This window comes from Olleya aquimaris (genome assembly GCF_003259525.1).
Lineage (GTDB): Bacteria > Bacteroidota > Bacteroidia > Flavobacteriales > Flavobacteriaceae > Olleya > Olleya aquimaris.
This window is the reverse complement of sequence record NZ_QLLO01000006.1, coordinates 108,169-125,789: the sequence shown is the minus strand read 5'-3', so window position 1 is coordinate 125,789 and position 17,621 is coordinate 108,169. Positions and strand designations below refer to the sequence as shown.

Genomic DNA, 17,621 nt, shown 5'->3' with positions numbered 1-17,621 from the left:
GTAACTATCAATTTTTATATTCAACTATGGAACAAAATAACGAGCCAAAAGAAAATAAATTTAATTTTTCAGACGACGAGCATAAAGTTGATGCGGTTGGACAGAAAAAAGAAGCTGTAAAAAAAGATGCAGAAGGCTTATTTAAAAGCATAAAAACCTATTTAGAGGATCTGCTAGATTTTAGAGACGATACAGATCGTGATGCTACTATTGCTGCTATAAAAGCAGATATCCCTTTTAGAGGTGCAACTGCTTGGATTTTAGTATGCTCTATTATGGTGGCTTCTGTAGGATTAAATGCAGATAGTACAGCAGTAGTGATTGGTGCCATGTTAATTTCGCCATTAATGGGTCCTATTTTAGGAATAGGTTTATCTATTGCATTAAACGATATTGACACGCTAAAAAGCTCGCTTATTAACTTATTGACCATGATTGTGCTTAGTTTACTAACCGCATTTTTGTTCTTTAAGTTTTTCCCAACTGCAGATGTCATGACCAACGAATTATTTGGTCGTACCAAACCCGATTTACGAGATGTGCTAATTGCCTTTTTTGGTGGATTAGCCCTAATTATAGCACGTACTAAAAAAGGAACTATTGCAACTGTTATTTTTGGTGTTGCAATTGCTACAGCATTAATGCCACCATTATGTACAGCAGGTTATGGTTTGGCGCATGATTGGGATATTTTTATGGGTGCCATGTATTTATTTACGATCAACACCATTTTTATAGCATTGGCTACCTTTTTAGTACTTAAGATTTTACGTTTCCCAATGCTTAAATATGCTAACTCTAAAAAGCGTAAGCGTATTGCACAGTTAGCTTCTGTAATTGCAGTATTGGTAATGGCTCCAGCCATTTGGACGTTTCTTAATTTTATTACACAAAGTGGATTAGAAAGCGATTATAACAACTTTTTAAAGGATGAAGTCGAGTCTAATAACGAATTGTGGTTACAAAAAGGAACACCAAATTGGGATGAAAAAACCATAGTGCTTTACTTTAATGGCGAAGTCCCAGATGCAACCATTGCAGATTTGAATAATGAGTTAAAAAAGTATGATAAAATCAAAGATTTTAGTTTAGATATACAAGGAAATAAAAACCGAAGCTTTGATAAAATTGTGGATGCCTACGATAGAGCTATTGAAGAATTGGATAAAAAAGATAATGTGATTGCAGGACTACAAAAGCAAATTGAAGAATTGCAAGAAAACATCACCAACTTAAACAAACAAATAGAATCTAAAAACACAGAAAAAACCATCTCGTTTACCAATTTATCTCGTGATGCTAAAGTACGATTTAACGACTTAGAGTATTTTGGTTATTCTAAAGTATTAGAGTCTAAAGATTTTATAAATATAGATACAGTGACTATTGCAAATGTAAGATGGAAAGTGTCTTTACCTGACAGTATTGTTATGGCTAAAGAAAAAGAATTACAACAGTGGTTACAAAAGGAGTTGGTAACAGATACTATAATTATTAGAAGAAACTAAGGTTAACCACGTTCTTCCAAGTACATTTGACGCACTTTTTTAAATAGTTCTGACGAGTACACAAAGTCGGTAACTGCTTCGTTATCTGTTTTAAAGATGTCGTAACGTGAACCTTCCCATTCTTTATACCCATTTTTTAGGAAGATAATTTTTTCACCTATTTGCATCACCGAGTTCATGTCATGCGAATTGATAACGGTTGTTATTTGATATTCTTCGGTTATTTCTTTAATTAAATCGTCAATAACTATTGCGGTTTTTGGATCTAATCCAGAGTTGGGTTCGTCACAAAACAAATACTTTGGTTTGTTTACAATTGCTCTGGCAATAGCCACACGTTTTTGCATACCTCCAGACGCTTCACTTGGCATTTTGTTGTGCGCATCTCCCAGGTTTACTCTGTTTAATACAAAGTCAACACGATCTTGCATTTCGCTTTTACTTTGTTTGGTAAACATACGTAACGGAAACATCACATTTTCGGCAATCGTCATAGAATCAAACAAGGCACTTCCCTGAAAAACCATTCCGATATCTGCTCTAATTTCTCGACGTTTATCTTCGCTTAATTGTGCAAACACTTTACCATCATAAGCAATGGTACCTTCTTCATAATTAAATAAACCTAACAAACATTTTAAAAATACGGTTTTACCAGACCCACTTTGTCCAATGATAAGATTGGTTTTACCTTTTTCAAAAGTGGTTGTAATCCCTTTTAAAATATGAGCATCTCCAAACGACTTATGTAAATTTTTAACTTCTATCATGAGCTTAAAAGGAGTTGCGTTAATATATAGTTTAACAGGATAATCATAACACTGGTCCAAACAAAAGACGTTGTGCTAGCTTTACCAACCTCAAGCGCTCCACCTTTCATATAATATCCATGATACGATGGGATTGTGGCCAAAATAAAAGCAAATATTAATGTTTTTATAAACGCATAAGCCATATGGAAAGGCTTAAAGTCTAACTGAATGCCTTCAATATAATCTGGCATGCTGGCATAACCACCATACACACAAGCAGCTAATCCACCCATAATCCCTAAAAACATAGAGATTGAAATTACAAAAGGGTATAAGGTTAGTGCTATAAATTTTGGAAACACAAGGTAGTTTAAACTGTTAATTCCCATAACTTCTAATGCATCAATTTGCTCTGTAACACGCATTGTACCAATGCTAGAAGTAATAAAAGAACCTACTTTTCCTGCCATAATTATAGACATAAACGTAGGTGCAAATTCTAAAACTATAGATTGTCTGGTGGCAAATCCAACAAGATTTTTAGGAATTAACGGATTGTCAATATTTAAAGCAGTCTGTATAGTAACAACACCACCAACAAAAAACGAAATGAAAGCCACAATACCCAAAGAACCGATAATTAAATCGTCTATATCTTTTAGGATTAGTTTTTTCATCACAGACCATTTGGTTGGCTTTCGAAACATCTCGACAACCATCAAAAAGTAAGTCCCAATATAATGTAGGTAATTCATGTTTTTTTTGTTACTGCTAAAATATAAAATTCTAATAGGTATTTAACCTTAATTTCAAATTAGATGTTTTAAAATCTGTATTTTTGATGCTCAAAATTAATTTTTTTAAAATGAGATCTTTTTTAACCGTATTTATTACCTGTTTGTTAATGAGCTGCCACTCTCAAAAAGGCGCTTTAAACTCAGATAAAACGACTATAGAATCTAAACCAAAATTAGTGGTTGGTGTTGTTGTAGACCAAATGCGCTATGATTATTTAACCAGATTTTACAGTAAATATGGTGAAGGAGGTTTTAAAAAAATAATACAACAAGGGTTTAATTGTAAGAACAACCATTTTAATTATGTGCCAACCTATACTGGACCTGGTCATGCATCGGTATATACTGGTACCACACCAAAAATGCACGGTATAATTTCTAATTATTGGTACGATAAAGTATCGGATAGTGATGTGTATTGTGCAGGAGATACCACAGTGCAATCTGTAGGAACTTTACACAAAGCTGGACAGATGTCGCCACATAGATTGAAAACAACATCTTTTGCAGACCAAAATAGATTATTCACGCAATTAAGAGGAAAGACCATCGGGATTTCACTTAAGGATAGAGGAGCCATATTACCAGCAGGACACACTGCCAATGCAGCGTATTGGTTTCATGGTTTAGATGAAGGACGTTTTATTAGTAGTACCTATTATTTAGAATCTTTACCTAATTGGGTTCAAAGCTTTAATAATTCAGCTGTAGCTGAAAGTTATTTAAAAGAGTGGAACACACTTTATAACATAAATACTTACACCGAAAGTGGAAGCGATTTAAATGCTTTTGAAGGTGGATTTAAAGGAAAGGACACTGCTACATTTCCTTATGATTTAAAAGCTTTAAGTGAGTATAATAGAGGTTATGATATTATTAAAACTACACCTTATGGAAATAGTATTGTTGTTGATTTTGCAATAGCTGCAATAGAAGGTGAGCAATTAGGACAGGATAATTTTACTGATGTTTTAACGGTTAGTTTTTCTAGTACAGATTATGTTGGTCATAATTTTGGAGTCAATAGTAAAGAAATTGAAGACACTTATATACGATTAGATAAAGATTTAGAGCGTTTAATTAATACACTTGATGCTAAAGTTGGTAAAGGTAACTATACCTTGTTTTTAACTTCAGACCATGGAGCAGTAGAGGTGCCCTCTTATTTGCAGTCTGTTAAGATTCCAGCAGGTTATTTTGAATTAGATACTTTTAAAGCTAAGTTAGAGGCTTCGGATGTTTTTAATTATAAAGCTAAAGACTTTATTAAAAACGTTAGTAATAATCAGATATTTTTAGATCGTCAGTTGATTAAAAGTTATGGGTTAGATTTAGCTGCTGTTCAACAAGCGATTGTTAATCTTATTATAGATTACCCACATATAGATAAAGCGTACACTGCAACTAGTATGAGTAATACAGAGTTTGCAGAAGGCATAGAAAATTTATTACAAAATGGCTATAATCAAAAACGCTCTGGAGATGTGTTATTTGTCTTAGATCCAGCTGTAATCAGTTATAGTGTAACTGGATCTACTCATGGTTCTGCTTTAAATTACGACACGCACGTCCCTTTGTTATTTTATGGTCACGGAATTAAAAATGGAAGTACTTTACAACGTACAACTATACCTGATATAGCACCAACCATGTCCTCGTTATTAGGGATTAGTTTCCCAAATGGAGCAACAGGTAAGCCTTTAGAAATGGTATTGGAATAATCTATTTTCTGTACAAAAAATAGTTGTTAACTAGCTCTATATAAGTCTCTTTAGCCTCTTCTGTAGTGATGTCTTTTATCTGAAAAAGCGCGTTAGTTTTAAACGCATTTATAATAGGTTTTCTGCTACTAGGTCTTTCGTAATTATTGGTAGCCTTTTTATAATACGCGTACAAACGAAGTAGGAAATCTGCAGGAAAAGGCTCTGTGTGCGCATTTATGCGTTCTACAGCATCTTCAAAAGTTTTATCTAATTCTTCTGGAGTCATACTTTAAATTTCGGCAATAATACTCTCGCCTCCTTTTACTTTTTGATTTAAACTGACCTTAATATTAGTGTCTAAAGGTAAAAATAAATCTACTCTTGACCCAAATTTAATAAATCCTGAGTCTTGACCTTGTGTAGCGGTATCACCTTCTTTTGCATAATTAACAATACGTTTAGCTAAAGCACCTGCAATTTGTCTGTATAATACTTTACCATATATTGGGTTGTCTACAACCACTGTAGTACGCTCGTTATCGGTACTTGCTTTAGGGTGCCAAGCCACTAAATATTTTCCTGGATGATACTTACTATACGCTACTTGACCACCAATTGGGTATCGTGTTACATGCACATTTATAGGCGACATAAACACACTAACTTGTAGGCGTTTGTCTTTAAAATATTCAGGCTCGAATACCTCTTCTATAACAACTACTTTACCATCTACAGGAGATACAACAGTATTGTCATTTAAAAGGGTTAGTCGTTTTGGATTTCTAAAAAATTGAAGAATAAGAAATAAAAAAACAAAAAGAGTAAAATATAATAGGTATTGTAACCATTGTAGTGCTACAAACTTATCTATTACTACTGCTAAAATAGCAACCGCTAAAAAGGTTACTGAAATAATCTTAAAGCCTTCTTTATGAAACATATTTTAAAAATCTTAAAAACAAATAAATAAAAGGTGCTGCAAATATCATACTGTCAAATCGGTCTAGTAAACCACCATGACCAGGCATAATTACACCACTATCTTTAACTTGTGCTTGTCGCTTAAACTTAGATTCTATTAAGTCGCCAAGAGTTCCAAAAACACTTACTATAATGCTTAGTATAAGCCAATTGGTAAAGGTTAATGTGTTAGTAAAGATATAAATAAAATAACTGGCAATTGTAGCAAAAAATAAACCGCCTAAAAATCCTTCTACTGTTTTTTTAGGTGAGATTCTTGGAAATAATTTTTGCTTTCCAAAATTTTTACCCACTAGGTAAGCAAAGGTGTCGTTTATCCAAACCAATACAAATGAACCCAATATATATTCTGGAGTAAATGACCCATTATGATTAGCAATTAACACTAAAAACACAAATCCACTAGATAAGTAAAAGGTGGTTATTATAAACCGTTTAGAGCTAAATAATGGTATTGTTTTTTCTGAAAACAAATCCTTAATTAAAATGAGTTGTACAAATATTGTTATGACTTGTAGGATTTGTGTAGCTTCATTAAGTCCCTTTTCAGATTTCATAACAAATAACCAATAGCCAAAAATTAAATACAGAACGGTAAATATTATGTAGGGAAATATGCTTTTTAGCTGAATAAGCTTGCAAAATTCTATTAAACAAATAAAACCAAACACAAAAAACAACACGATAAATGCATGTTGATTAAGCAGTGATGCTATAAGCAAGCTTATGTATAAAAATCCTGAAAGTGCTCTGGTTAGCGTTTCACTCATAAAACTAAAGGTCTTCTAAAAGCAACAAATATAAGTTTTTTGAACTGCTTCCGTAAGATAAAAAGTCTTTTTCCTCTTGTAATTTAAAATGTTTTATGGTCGTTATATTTGTTGGGATATTTTTGGCGTTTTTGTTTTTAATTTCTCTAAGCCCTTCGCCTATGTTAGAAACTATTTGACTTGTAGTAGCAAATACTATAACGTTATTAGGGAATTCATTAAGTTTTTTTTCTGCTAATTGATTAGAGCAGACTAACAAAGATCCGTCGTTAGCTATTAAGTTTTCGCAAGTGGTAATAAAGTATGTACATTCAGATAACTTATTACTAACCTTTAATTGAGAGCTTTTAAACTTATCTTTTAAATTGTCATCGTAAAAATACACCGAGTGGTCTTCCCAATTGTTTTCAAGAATGATGTTGTTGAGGTTGTCATAAATTTCGTCTAACGAGTCACAATACAAAAACTTACCACCATTTTTTTTAAAGTTTATTGTAAAACTCTCATCAATTGGTAGTTCTTTTTGAGGCATGTATTTTCCTCTCTCTTCGGACTTTAATTCCTGTTTTTCTTTTTGAGATTTAGAACTAAATAATTTTCTAAAAAGGCTCATTTAAACGTAGCTATAATCACATTTCTATTATGGGATTACCAAATATAAAAAATCTTAGACTATCAAACGAGATAATCTAAGATTTTTATGCTTATTAGTAAGAGTTTTGTTTTATTCTTCCTCTTCTTCTTTAACGTCTTGAAGCTTTTCAGATGGCTTCTCTATGTTGTCAAAAGGGCGTTTCCCTAATATTTCTTCTAAATCTTCTCTAAATAAGACTTCTCTTTCTCTTAATCGCTCTGCCAATACGATTAAAAGGTCTTTCTTTTCTGATAGAATAGATATCGCTCTTTGGTATTGTGTTTCTATAATATTTTTGATTTCAGCATCAATTAATTCTGCTGTTTTTTCGCTGTAAGGCTTTACAAATCCATTATCACCTGTTGGGTCATAGTAAGTAATATTTCCAACTTTTTCATTTAGTCCGTAAATCATTACCATTGCTTTTGCTTTTTTGGTAACACTTTGTAAATCGCTTATAGCACCTGTAGAAATTTTGTCAAACATTAATTTCTCTGCAGCACGTCCACCCATAGTCATACAAATTTCGTCTAGGTATTTTTCTGTTCTGGTAGTATGCGCTTCTTCAGGTAAATACCATGCAGCACCAAGACTACGACCTCTTGGAACAATGGTTACTTTTACAAAAGGATCTGCATGCTCTAAAAACCAACTTGTAGTTGCGTGACCAGCCTCGTGATAAGCAATTAGATTTTTTTCTTCTTCAGAGAAAATGGTACTTCTTTTTTCTAAACCACCAACAATTCTGTCTACTGCATCTAAAAAATCTTGTTTTTCAACTTCTTTTTTATTTTTTCTTGCAGCAATTAAAGCAGCCTCGTTACAAAGGTTGGCAATATCTGCACCAGAGAAACCAGGTGTTTGTTTAGATAAAAAGTCCACATCTAATCCCTTAGCCTTTTTTAATGGTTTAAGGTGTACTTCAAATATTTCTCTACGCTCTGTTAAGTTTGGTAAATCAACATGTATTTGTCTGTCAAAACGTCCTGCACGCATTAAAGCTTTATCTAAAATATCTGCTCTGTTAGTTGCAGCAAGTACAATCACGTTGGTATTTGTACCAAAACCATCCATTTCTGTTAACAGTTGGTTTAACGTGTTTTCACGCTCGTCGTTACTTCCAGACATAGCATTTTTACCTCTTGCACGTCCAATAGCATCAATCTCGTCAATAAAAATTATAGCTGGTGATTTTTCTTTAGCCTGTTTAAATAAATCTCTAACACGAGAAGCTCCAACACCAACAAACATTTCGACAAAATCAGATCCTGATAAAGAGAAGAAAGGCACTTTTGCTTCTCCAGCAACTGCTTTAGCTAATAATGTTTTTCCTGTTCCAGGAGGTCCAACAAGTAAAGCTCCTTTAGGTATTTTACCACCTAAATTGGTGTATTTTTCTGGGTTTTTTAAGAAATCTACAATTTCTTGAACTTCTTCTTTAGCACCTTCAAGTCCTGCAACATCTTTAAACGTGGTTTTAACTTGAGAGTTTTCGTCAAACAGTTTAGCTTTAGATTTTCCAATATTAAAAATCTGTCCGCCAGCACCACCACCTCCTCCAGAGGACATACGACGCATAATAAAAATCCATACACCAATAAGCAATACAAAGGGTAGTAAACTAAATAATAATTCTCCCCAAGGGTTACTTTCTATACTAAATGTGACTTGTACTGCTTTATCTTTTCCTAATTCTTTATTTATTTCGTTAATTGATTCTTGAAATAATGCTAAATCTCCAAACTGAAAAGAATAGTTAGGTAACCTAGTTGTTGATGGAAAAATAGATGTAGGCTTAGAGTTTTTATGAATCTCTTTCTCTTGAGCTTCCTTAGTTAGGTATACTTTTGCTGTAATTTCATTTACAATATCAACTTTTTCTACATCACCATCTCTTAAGTATTCAAAAAATTGAGAAGGAGAGGTTTTATCTGCACTTCCAGAACCACTTCCAAAAATCTGAAGCGCAATAAAGAATATAATTATTCCTCCATAAATCCAATAAGGATTAAATTTTGGTTTTTTTGGTACTGTATTTTTATTTTTATCTGCCATGTAATGTGTTTAATAATTGGTTTCGATAAGTGTGACTTTAGCATCTCCCCAAAGACTTTCAATATCGTAATATTCTCTAATGTGTTTTTGAAATACGTGTACTACTACATTAACATAGTCCATTAAAACCCATTCTGCATTGTCTTCTCCTTCTATATGCCAAGGTTTATCCTTTAGTGATTTACTAACTTTTTTCTGTATAGAATTGACAATGGCGTTAACTTGTGTGTTGGAAGTTCCTTCACAAATCACAAAGTAGTCACAAACTGTGTTTTCAATCTCTCTTAAATCAAGAATATTTATGTCTTTTCCTTTTACATCTTCAATACCCTCAATTATTGTTGCTATAAGGGCATCTGCGTTTGATTGTTTTTTCGCCATTAATAAGATTTATATTTGTGCAAAGTTATTATTTTTAAGTTCTTTATACTCTAAAAAAATCATAAGATTTTATAATACGAAGATAATTATTTAATATGCGTATAATCAAACTTAATGCCACCGATTCTACAAATCGGTTTCTTCGTAATCTAAGTTTGGATAGTCCTGTTGAAGATTTTACCACTATTGTAACAGATGACCAAACCCAAGGACGAGGTCAAATGGGTACGTCTTGGCAATCTCAACCCTTTAAAAACCTAACCTTTAGTGTTTATAAACGGTTTGACGGTTTGTTATTAGAGCAGCAATTTAATATTAGTATGGCTGTGTCTTTAGCAATAATTAAAGCTTTAGAAACCCTTAATATTCCTAAATTGAGCGTGAAATGGCCAAACGACATTTTGTCAGATAACCAGAAAATTTGCGGAGTTTTAATAGAAAATGTCATAAAACAAAACCACATAGAGTCTTCTATTATTGGTATTGGCCTAAATGTTAATCAATTGCAGTTTGAGCATTTTCCTAAAGCAAGTTCTTTAAAAAAAATAACTGGTGTTTCTTACCATTTAGACGAAGTGTTACACCTTGTTTTAAAGCAGTTACAAATTGAATTTAAGAATTTTAATAAGGATAACTCTTTATTAAAAGCTTCTTACGAATCTTATTTATTTAGAAAAGAAAAACCTTCAACATTTAAATCTGCTGAAGGCTTATTTTCTGGTATTATAAAAGGCGTTTCTAACGAAGGATTACTTGAAGTTTTAATAGAAGATCAAGTGTTAAAAACTTTCGATTTAAAAACTATTACGCTACTGTATTAATAGCTTGAGGCATATTAGTGGCTAAAGTTTCAATAAATTTATTGATAGGTCCTTTAATCATCATTGCCATCATGGCGTTAAATTCGCCCTCAAAAACAAGTTGTACTTCACTTTTGTTAGTGTCTACTTCAGTAATATTAGCAGTTAAAGAAAAATCTATTTTTCCTCCAGCTGCACCTAATACTATTTGACTGTTTGGCGTGCTTTCTTTCTTTTTTAAAATAATTTCTGGCATTCCTTTTAAGGCAAACAAAAACTTATCTTCTCCTAAAACTTCAAATTTGCTAATGTTTTCTGGCATTAGGCTTTTAAAGTTTTTGATGTCGCTTAAAAAGTTAAACGTATCTTCTGTTGATTTATCTAAAGTAACTTTAGGGCTTTCTAATTTCATAATTGTGTGGTGTGTTTTTTATTTAATTTTTGTTGTTAGAAAATAACAACATAAAATGTAGTATCAATTAGCGTTCCAAACACTTGGGTTGGCGTTCCATTGACTTAATGTGTCTATTTGATTATCTGTAATGTATTTGCTAGAGGCTGCTTCAAGCAACAAGTTTTTGTAATTACTTAAAGTGTGTAATGTCACATTTTCGTTTTCAAAATTAGAGTTTGCTACATCAAAACCATAAGAAAAAATGGCAATCATACCTTTTACATTGACATTAGCTTCTCTTAGAGCTTTTACAGCATTAAGACTGCTTTTTCCAGTACTAATTAAATCTTCAACTACAACAACGTTTTGTCCACTTTCGATATGTCCTTCAATTTGGTTTTTTCTACCATGTCCTTTAGCTTCAGGTCTAACATATATAAATGGTAGTCCTAAATACTCTGCTACTAACATACCAATACCTATTGCACCTGTAGCAACACCTGCAATAACATCTGGTTTTCCGTAATGTTCTTCAATAAACTTGCTAATTTCCTCTCTAATGTAATTTCTTACAGTAGGGTAGGATAGTACAATGCGATTATCACAATAAATTGGAGATTTCCAACCAGAAGCCCAAGTAAACGGATCATTAGGTTGAAGTTTAATAGCATTAATCTGTAATAAAACTTTGGCGGTTTGCCTTGCGGTTTGGTCGTTAATAATCATGTGGCAAAAATACAGATAAATTTAATTTGTCTTAAATTAAATTTCAAAATAAAAAAAGAGATTACAACTATCTGATTAATTTTAATATTTTTACCTAAAATAAAAAAGCACAGAAAAATTTGATGCAGCCCATTTTTGTTAATGACAAACCTATATACTTAACTACAAAAGTAGAAAAGGAAACCGACTTTAAAAACTTCTTACTTAAGGATGCTGATATTGAGTTAATTATTAAAACATTATCAAAAAAATCAATCAATTCTATAAGATTAATAGGTCCCAAAGAAGATAAATTACTTAAATCCTTTAAAAAGAAATTACCCAATGTAATTGCTGGTGGTGGAAAAGTCTTTAATGATAAAGATGAAATTTTATTTATCTATAGAAATGATAAATGGGACTTACCTAAAGGAAAAACAGAAGGTAAAGAGTCTATTGAAGAAACAGCAATTAGAGAAGTTAAAGAAGAAACCGGAATTGGTAAGCTAAAGATTATTAAACCATTACCTAATACCTATCATATTTTTAAGCGAAACGGAAAGGCAAAACTAAAAATCACCTATTGGTATGAGATGTATTCGTCGTTTTCTGGTAAGTTTTACCCTCAATTAAACGAAGGAATCACTGAAGTAAAATGGTTAAATGCTAAAGAAGTAAACCAAGCATTAGAAAATTCTTATTCTAATATTAAACTTCTGTTTTAGTTTTATTAAATCCTTAAAAAAGGTCTTTTAACTATAAAAAAACAACTGTTTTTTACCTTTAATCCGCTAAAAGTGTATGTTTTATCCATTTAAAGACAAATATTGCATTTAGGCTATTTTTTTTCTGTAAGGTATTTCTGTTAGGTAAATTTGTTAGGTAAATGTTAATAATATTAAAACCAAATTTATGTATAAATTATTACTCAACCTAACTATAAAAGTTAGAGTACTACTAACTGTAGTGACTTTAATTTTTTCATTTCAAGCTAATGCTTTTGATGATACCAATTGCGGAAATATTTCTGGATTCCAGTTTTCTAATGGTTCTGAAATAGTCACTATTAGCAACGATCAGGCTTACTATTTTGGAGATTTACCAACTAACTTCTATGTAGATTTATTAGTAGTTGGATTTTCTGAAAGTGCTAAATTTGAAGTAAAAAATAAAACTACAGGGCAGACTTATAATATTACAGAAAATCATTTGCCTTATACTTTTCCTGGTGGAAATGCAGCTTGGAATTTTGGATATGGAGAATTTGAAGTCAAAGCCAAAATTTATAAATATAATAGTTGTCAAGGATCTTACTGTGATAGTGAGACCATTAAATTTGAGATTTTGTCAACTCCACCTTGTGGTAGTATAGCAGGATTTCAATTTTCTAATGGTACTAGTACTGTTGCAATTGTTGATAATGCAGAATATAGTTTAGATCAGTTACCAACAGGTTTTTATGTTGATTTATTAGTTAACGGATTTTCTGAAAGCGCTAGTTTTAGACTTAAAAATTTAGATTCTGGTCAAGAATATACAATCGGAGAAAATCATCTTCCTTACACAACACCTGGTGGAAATGCTGCTTGGAGTTATGGTACAGGAGAATTTGAATTAAAAGCCAAAATTTTTGAGTTTAATAATTGTCAAGGAAGTTATTGTGATAGCGAAACAATTAAATTTAAAATTATAGATGTTATTGTGCCTGATTGTGATTGTCAAGGTGGAATGGTAGAGCTTACTTTTGCTTATTCTGGTGGTGGTTCTATAACTACTAACTCTGGAACTATAACAGATAATGGAGATGGTACATATACAGTCTCTAATAATGGTTTAAAACTAGAGAAAAATTTACAAATAGTGACTAGCGGTTGTTACACAGCAGCAATACATACTTCATGTTCTCAAGATGTTTTAGGAGTTACTTTTACAGGAGGAGTTCAAGTTGTTGGTTATGTAGATTCAGAAGGTAATAGTGCTAGTTTAACAGATGGTTGTACTCAAGCACCAGTTTGTGGTGATGTATTAGGATTTGTTTTAACAGACGGTGTTACAAGTATCCCAATTGTAGATGGTGATAGTTATGATATTAATGCTTTACCAGCTAATTTTTATGTTGGCGTATTGTTATCTGGATTTCCAGAAAGTGTAAGATTTGAAGTAAAAAATGAAGACACAGGTGACGAATTTGTTTCTATAGACAATGATGAAGCTTTTACTTACCCAAGTGATGGTACACCATGGAGTTTAGGGATTTCTGAATTTAAAGTTAAAGCAGAAATTTATGATATGGATAATGCAATGGGTGATAAGTGTGATTATGATTATCTTAAATTTACTTTATATGATGGATCTATACCAGATTGCCCATGCGAAGGAGGATTAGTAGAATTAACTTTTGCTTATTCTGGTACAGGAACAGTTACTACTAATTCAGGAACTGTAGTTAATAATGGAGATGGAACTTACACAGCTACTGCAACAGATGATAAATTAGAAAAAGATTTTGAAGTGTATATTAATGGTGCAACTGCACAAATACATACATCATGTTCTCAAGATTTATTAGGTATTACATTTGATGGACTAGTTCAAGTTATTGGATATGTAGATACAAACGGTAATACTGCTAGTATTAATGATGGATGTGGTCAAATCTCAGATTGTGGATCTATAACAGGATTTGAATTCTCAAATTTCTCTGATCCAACAGTAGCATTAGTTGATGGAGGAACTTACAATATTAATGACTTACCAACTAATTTTAATATCAATGTTTTAACCACTGGAAATATTGAAAGTGCATTTAATACATTAACAAACCTTGATACTGGTGAAGTATATACTAAGTTAGAAAATGTATTACCTTATACATTCCCTGGAGCAACAAACCAAGTTTGGAACTTAGGTTGTGGTACATTTAGTTTCTGCTCTACTGTTTACAAACAAAATCAAGCAAGTGGTGAAGAATGTGATACACAATGTTTAACCTTTACAATAACTAATTGTTGTGGTAGTATAGATGATTTTGTGTTAACAGATGGAACCGAAAGTGTTTCTTTAGTTGATGGTGGTGTGTATAATCTAATGGATTTACCAACCAATCCATACTTTGAAAGTGTGGTTAGCGGAAATACAAATACAATTATCTATACAGTGCTTAATACAGATACAAATACAACAACAATTATTACTGAAAATGATTTTCCTTATACTTACCCTGCAAATGGAGCAGCATGGGATTTAGGGTTAGGTAATTTTCAAGTAACAGCAAGATTGTATACTATTTCTTCTGGTGATGATTGTGATAATTCTACAGATAAAATAGCAAACGTTACTAATACTAAGAGTATTGGTGGTGTTGAATCTTCAGTATCTTTTTCTTCAACAGGTGGTTCTACATGTTTAAGTCTATGTGAAGTTAAAACAATTAGTTTTACTTTAGAAGATGGTTTACAATGTGACGATACAGTATTTGCAGGTACAGGAACTTTAAGTGCTAATGTAGTTTTAGTCAATCCAGCTGTAAATTCCTTTGTTACAATAACTCCAAATGGAAACGCAGTTTTACCTCAAGGGTATCAATTGGGTACAGTTTTAACAAGTGGAAATTCGTTAACAATTCAAAGAGTTAGTAATTCTACAACAATTCAATTGCCTGCTGTAGGAGGTAATTATAAAGTACATATGTTAGCTTATGATCCATTAACTTTAGATCTAGATAATGATATTATCATAGGTGTTACTACTGCTTCTGATGTGTTAAATTTAATTAACGATAGCTTAATTTGTGCAAATTTAGATGTAAATGGAAGCCCGATATTAGTAATTCTTGCTGGATCTACAGATCGAGTTGCATCTTCAAAAACTAATAACTCAACAAATGATATGGAAGAACCTACAGAATTTAAATCTGAAGAAACTTCTTTAGTATCGGATCTTAAACTGTATCCAAACCCAGTTATTAATGAGTTAAATGTAAATATTACTTTATTAGAAGGAGAAGTATTTAATTACTCTATGATAGATTTAAATGGTAAGCAAGTACTTTCCGGAACACTATCTAATAATTCAAATGTTATTAGAACTAAAGCATTAGCTGCAGGTCTTTACATTTTAAAATTAGAGTCTGAAAGAAGAACTTTCACCAAAAAGATTTTAGTAAATAAATAATCTTACTATCAATCAAATACAAAAAAAACCGCTACAAATTGTAGCGGTTTTTTTTATGGGTTATCTCAAATAAAGCTTGTTTAATTACTTTTTTTAAACTGTTATTTACTGCGTTGTTTTCAGAAAATCTTTGGTTAACTTCTATTTCTATACCTATGTAATTTTTTGAGAATTGTTGCCTTAAATAGGTTGTAAAACCATCTGATTTTCCTAAATAAGGATAATTAAATCTAATATTTAACTCAGGATTAATAGCTTTAATTTCTTTTTTTAATAGAATAGCAAACTCTTTTTCTTCAAGTTTTCTAGAATCATAAAGTATGCCTATATCACATTGACGTTTAATACCATTTAATATTGGTGTAAACGAATGTATTGATAAATGAAGGACGGTTTCTTTTTTTAAAATGAAAGTATTAATCTTAGCTTCAACTTCATCTCTATACACAGAGTAATAATCTGTAATAATTTTTGCTTTGTCTAACTGCGGTAAATTAGTAGTAAACTCTGAAAATAATTGATTGTGATGTAAAGAACGATTCAACTCTATTAATAGTCTGCTTGTTGTACTATATTTAGAAAAGTCCGCAATTGGTTTTAGATGGTTAAAAATTGCTAATGCGCCTATATCAAACCCTCTATGAGAATTTAAAACCTCTTGGTTTGTAAATAAGTGTTTATATAATCTTGGGATGTCATTTCCACCATGTTCACACGTTAAAACTAGTTTCATTTTAAGTGTTGGGTATAAAAAGCGAATTGTTTTCTAAGCAATTTGCCAGTTGAAAATAGATTTTTTCAATGTTATTTATAGAAGGGTCTGTTTCAATAGCGCCTGTAATTCTGGTTGACAAGGTGCCATGCTTAAAAATGACTTCTAAAGTATTTTGATAGTCTTCCGGAATATTATGTTTTACTTTTTCATACAAATTATACCACAGTTTTTTTACAGTAATAGTGTCTTCTATATTAAAAAGATACAAGTAGTCTGTATTGTGTATGGTGTAATTTTCGCCATCTTTTATTGTGGCATTTAAAATAGCAAATAGGTCTTGTTTTAGCCAAGAAGTTTGAGTTTTTAGCTTGGATAATTTTCCTTCAACTAAAAGCTTTAAAACCTCAATAATTAAAGTGCAAATAGCAATATCTGCTTTAGGACATTCTTGTATATCTACCAATCGTATTTCAATAGCATTTCTGTCAAAACGAGCAATTGCACCACGACTATTTAAAAAATGATGGTCTAAAATGTTATTGACATCATACTTTTTAATGGCTTTTTTTATGGGTTCAAAAATAGTAGAGTAGTAGTCGGTTTTACTAAATACGCGTTCTGGAATTACGGAGCCTGTCATTTCCGGAATTTCCTTTTGATTGGTTTTGTAATACTCTAACCTAGTGTCTTTAAATCCAGTTACCTTACCTTCTAATATTGGAGAACTTGCACACAAACCAGGAATAAGCGGTAGAATTATACGGATTGCTGCATGTAGTTTTTCAAATTCTTTATCGTCGTAAAAAGGCAGATTAATGTGTGTACTTTGCACATTACTCCAACCATGACCTTTACAATTAAAGATACGATTGTACAACTCGTAAACCTCACTATAACTATGTTTCCAAAGTTGAGTGTCCTTTAAAGGGTTCATTGTTGGGTGACAAGCTGTAGGTAGTAATTGAGTGTTTAATGGTTTTAATAAGCTATTAATTTCGACTACATTTTTGTGAAACGCATCAGCTAATCCTTCTAAATTAGTTGTTGGTCCATTGGTTTTAAGTTCTATAACATGTGCCACTAGCTCGTTACTCCATGCAATCTCACCATTATCAACATCAGAGGTCAAAACACCATTTTTTTTAGTTAATAAGGTGTCAACTATTGGTGCTACTTTAAAACTATTACTGTTTATTAGCATGTATTCTAACTCTATGCCATACACTTCAAATAAGTGATATTTTGTTGCCATA

General features: G+C 31.8%; 17 protein-coding genes. 5 read left to right on the top strand and 12 right to left on the bottom strand.

All coding sequences use genetic code 11. The annotated features are described in order from the left end of the window. The first annotated feature begins 26 nt into the window (after positions 1-26). Positions 27-1,508, top strand: coding sequence for a DUF389 domain-containing protein (locus tag LY08_RS09910; RefSeq protein ID WP_111660295.1), 1,482 nt, complete (start codon positions 27-29; stop codon positions 1,506-1,508). A gap of 2 nt (positions 1,509-1,510) precedes the next feature. Here the strand turns inward: LY08_RS09910 and LY08_RS09905 are convergent, their stop codons facing one another. Both LY08_RS09905 and LY08_RS09900 read right to left on the bottom strand, forming a co-directional pair. Next, positions 1,511-2,278: an ABC transporter ATP-binding protein gene (locus LY08_RS09905; RefSeq protein WP_111660294.1), complete on the bottom strand. Its 768-nt coding sequence runs from the start codon at positions 2,276-2,278 to the stop codon at positions 1,511-1,513. Continuing rightward, positions 2,275-3,015: an MlaE family ABC transporter permease gene (locus LY08_RS09900; RefSeq protein ID WP_111660293.1), complete on the bottom strand. Its 741-nt coding sequence runs from the start codon at positions 3,013-3,015 to the stop codon at positions 2,275-2,277. The genes LY08_RS09905 and LY08_RS09900 overlap by 4 nt, the downstream gene beginning before the upstream one ends. Positions 3,016-3,125: 110 nt before the next feature. On the opposite strand from LY08_RS09900, the gene pafA reads away from it, so the two are divergent. After that, positions 3,126-4,778 carry an alkaline phosphatase PafA gene (gene pafA / locus LY08_RS09895; RefSeq protein ID WP_111660292.1) on the top strand — a complete coding sequence of 551 codons (1,653 nt, stop codon included), beginning with the start codon at positions 3,126-3,128 and terminating at the stop codon, positions 4,776-4,778. A gap of 1 nt (position 4,779) precedes the next feature. Here the strand turns inward: pafA and LY08_RS09890 are convergent, their stop codons facing one another. The 6 genes from LY08_RS09890 to rsfS all read right to left on the bottom strand — a co-directional run bounded on the left by LY08_RS09890 (position 4,780) and on the right by rsfS (position 9,581). Beyond that, positions 4,780-5,046, bottom strand: a complete 267-nt coding sequence (locus LY08_RS09890; protein ID WP_111660291.1) for an acyl-CoA-binding protein — start codon at positions 5,044-5,046, stop codon at positions 4,780-4,782. A 3-nt stretch (positions 5,047-5,049) separates the two neighbouring features. Beyond that, a complete protein-coding gene (locus LY08_RS09885) occupies positions 5,050-5,700 on the bottom strand; it encodes a phosphatidylserine decarboxylase family protein (RefSeq protein ID WP_111660290.1) in 651 nt (216 codons plus the stop codon). Further along, entirely contained in the window at positions 5,690-6,511 is an 822-nt protein-coding gene (locus LY08_RS09880) for a phosphatidate cytidylyltransferase (protein ID WP_111660289.1), read from the bottom strand. Before LY08_RS09880 ends, LY08_RS09885 begins: the two co-directional genes overlap by 11 nt. Before the next feature lie 4 nt (positions 6,512-6,515). Then, a complete protein-coding gene (locus LY08_RS09875; protein ID WP_111660288.1) occupies positions 6,516-7,124 on the bottom strand; it encodes an LUD domain-containing protein in 609 nt (202 codons plus the stop codon). 111 nt (positions 7,125-7,235) lie between these two features. After that, a complete protein-coding gene (gene ftsH, locus LY08_RS09870) occupies positions 7,236-9,200 on the bottom strand; it encodes an ATP-dependent zinc metalloprotease FtsH (protein WP_111660287.1) in 1,965 nt (654 codons plus the stop codon). A gap of 9 nt (positions 9,201-9,209) precedes the next feature. Next, entirely contained in the window at positions 9,210-9,581 is a 372-nt protein-coding gene (gene rsfS, locus LY08_RS09865) for a ribosome silencing factor (RefSeq protein WP_111660286.1), read from the bottom strand. Between the two features lie 95 nt (positions 9,582-9,676). On the opposite strand from rsfS, the gene LY08_RS09860 reads away from it, so the two are divergent. Beyond that, positions 9,677-10,402, top strand: coding sequence for a biotin--[acetyl-CoA-carboxylase] ligase (locus tag LY08_RS09860; RefSeq protein ID WP_111660285.1), 726 nt, complete (start codon positions 9,677-9,679; stop codon positions 10,400-10,402). Here LY08_RS09860 and LY08_RS09855 read toward each other — a convergent pair. Together LY08_RS09855 and pyrE are read right to left on the bottom strand one after the other, a co-directional pair. Further along, complete coding sequence (locus LY08_RS09855; protein WP_111660284.1) at positions 10,386-10,793, bottom strand: SRPBCC family protein; 408 nt, start codon at positions 10,791-10,793, stop codon at positions 10,386-10,388. The two genes, LY08_RS09860 and LY08_RS09855, sit on opposite strands and share 17 nt — an antisense overlap. Before the next feature lie 63 nt (positions 10,794-10,856). Continuing rightward, the gene (gene pyrE / locus LY08_RS09850; RefSeq protein WP_111660283.1) at positions 10,857-11,501 is read right to left on the bottom strand and encodes an orotate phosphoribosyltransferase; all 645 of its coding nucleotides are present in this window, start codon (positions 11,499-11,501) and stop codon (positions 10,857-10,859) included. Positions 11,502-11,623: 122 nt separating this feature from the next. Here pyrE and LY08_RS09845 point away from each other — a divergent pair, with 122 nt between their 5' ends. Both LY08_RS09845 and LY08_RS09840 read left to right on the top strand, forming a co-directional pair. Further along, complete coding sequence (locus tag LY08_RS09845; RefSeq protein ID WP_111660282.1) at positions 11,624-12,205, top strand: NUDIX hydrolase; 582 nt, start codon at positions 11,624-11,626, stop codon at positions 12,203-12,205. 187 nt (positions 12,206-12,392) lie between these two features. Then, positions 12,393-15,653 carry a T9SS type A sorting domain-containing protein gene (locus LY08_RS09840; RefSeq protein ID WP_111660281.1) on the top strand — a complete coding sequence of 1,087 codons (3,261 nt, stop codon included), beginning with the start codon at positions 12,393-12,395 and terminating at the stop codon, positions 15,651-15,653. Positions 15,654-15,684: 31 nt separating this feature from the next. Here LY08_RS09840 and LY08_RS09835 read toward each other — a convergent pair whose 3' ends face one another. Then, entirely contained in the window at positions 15,685-16,386 is a 702-nt protein-coding gene (locus LY08_RS09835) for an N-formylglutamate amidohydrolase (RefSeq protein ID WP_111660280.1), read from the bottom strand. 1 nt (position 16,387) lies between these two features. After that, positions 16,388-17,620, bottom strand: coding sequence for a glutamate-cysteine ligase family protein (locus LY08_RS09830; protein WP_111660279.1), 1,233 nt, complete (start codon positions 17,618-17,620; stop codon positions 16,388-16,390). Position 17,621: the final 1 nt, after the last annotated feature.

Coding starts and splice junctions, on each gene's coding strand:
- LY08_RS09910 (WP_111660295.1), top strand. CDS start 27: ATGGAACAAAATAACGAGCCAAAAGAAAATAAATTTAATTTTTCAGAC.
- LY08_RS09905 (WP_111660294.1), bottom strand. CDS start 2,278: ATGATAGAAGTTAAAAATTTACATAAGTCGTTTGGAGATGCTCATATT.
- LY08_RS09900 (WP_111660293.1), bottom strand. CDS start 3,015: ATGAATTACCTACATTATATTGGGACTTACTTTTTGATGGTTGTCGAG.
- pafA (WP_111660292.1), top strand. CDS start 3,126: ATGAGATCTTTTTTAACCGTATTTATTACCTGTTTGTTAATGAGCTGC.
- LY08_RS09890 (WP_111660291.1), bottom strand. CDS start 5,046: ATGACTCCAGAAGAATTAGATAAAACTTTTGAAGATGCTGTAGAACGC.
- LY08_RS09885 (WP_111660290.1), bottom strand. CDS start 5,700: ATGTTTCATAAAGAAGGCTTTAAGATTATTTCAGTAACCTTTTTAGCG.
- LY08_RS09880 (WP_111660289.1), bottom strand. CDS start 6,511: ATGAGTGAAACGCTAACCAGAGCACTTTCAGGATTTTTATACATAAGC.
- LY08_RS09875 (WP_111660288.1), bottom strand. CDS start 7,124: ATGAGCCTTTTTAGAAAATTATTTAGTTCTAAATCTCAAAAAGAAAAA.
- ftsH (WP_111660287.1), bottom strand. CDS start 9,200: ATGGCAGATAAAAATAAAAATACAGTACCAAAAAAACCAAAATTTAAT.
- rsfS (WP_111660286.1), bottom strand. CDS start 9,581: ATGGCGAAAAAACAATCAAACGCAGATGCCCTTATAGCAACAATAATT.
- LY08_RS09860 (WP_111660285.1), top strand. CDS start 9,677: ATGCGTATAATCAAACTTAATGCCACCGATTCTACAAATCGGTTTCTT.
- LY08_RS09855 (WP_111660284.1), bottom strand. CDS start 10,793: ATGAAATTAGAAAGCCCTAAAGTTACTTTAGATAAATCAACAGAAGAT.
- pyrE (WP_111660283.1), bottom strand. CDS start 11,501: ATGATTATTAACGACCAAACCGCAAGGCAAACCGCCAAAGTTTTATTA.
- LY08_RS09845 (WP_111660282.1), top strand. CDS start 11,624: ATGCAGCCCATTTTTGTTAATGACAAACCTATATACTTAACTACAAAA.
- LY08_RS09840 (WP_111660281.1), top strand. CDS start 12,393: ATGTATAAATTATTACTCAACCTAACTATAAAAGTTAGAGTACTACTA.
- LY08_RS09835 (WP_111660280.1), bottom strand. CDS start 16,386: ATGAAACTAGTTTTAACGTGTGAACATGGTGGAAATGACATCCCAAGA.
- LY08_RS09830 (WP_111660279.1), bottom strand. CDS start 17,620: ATGGCAACAAAATATCACTTATTTGAAGTGTATGGCATAGAGTTAGAA.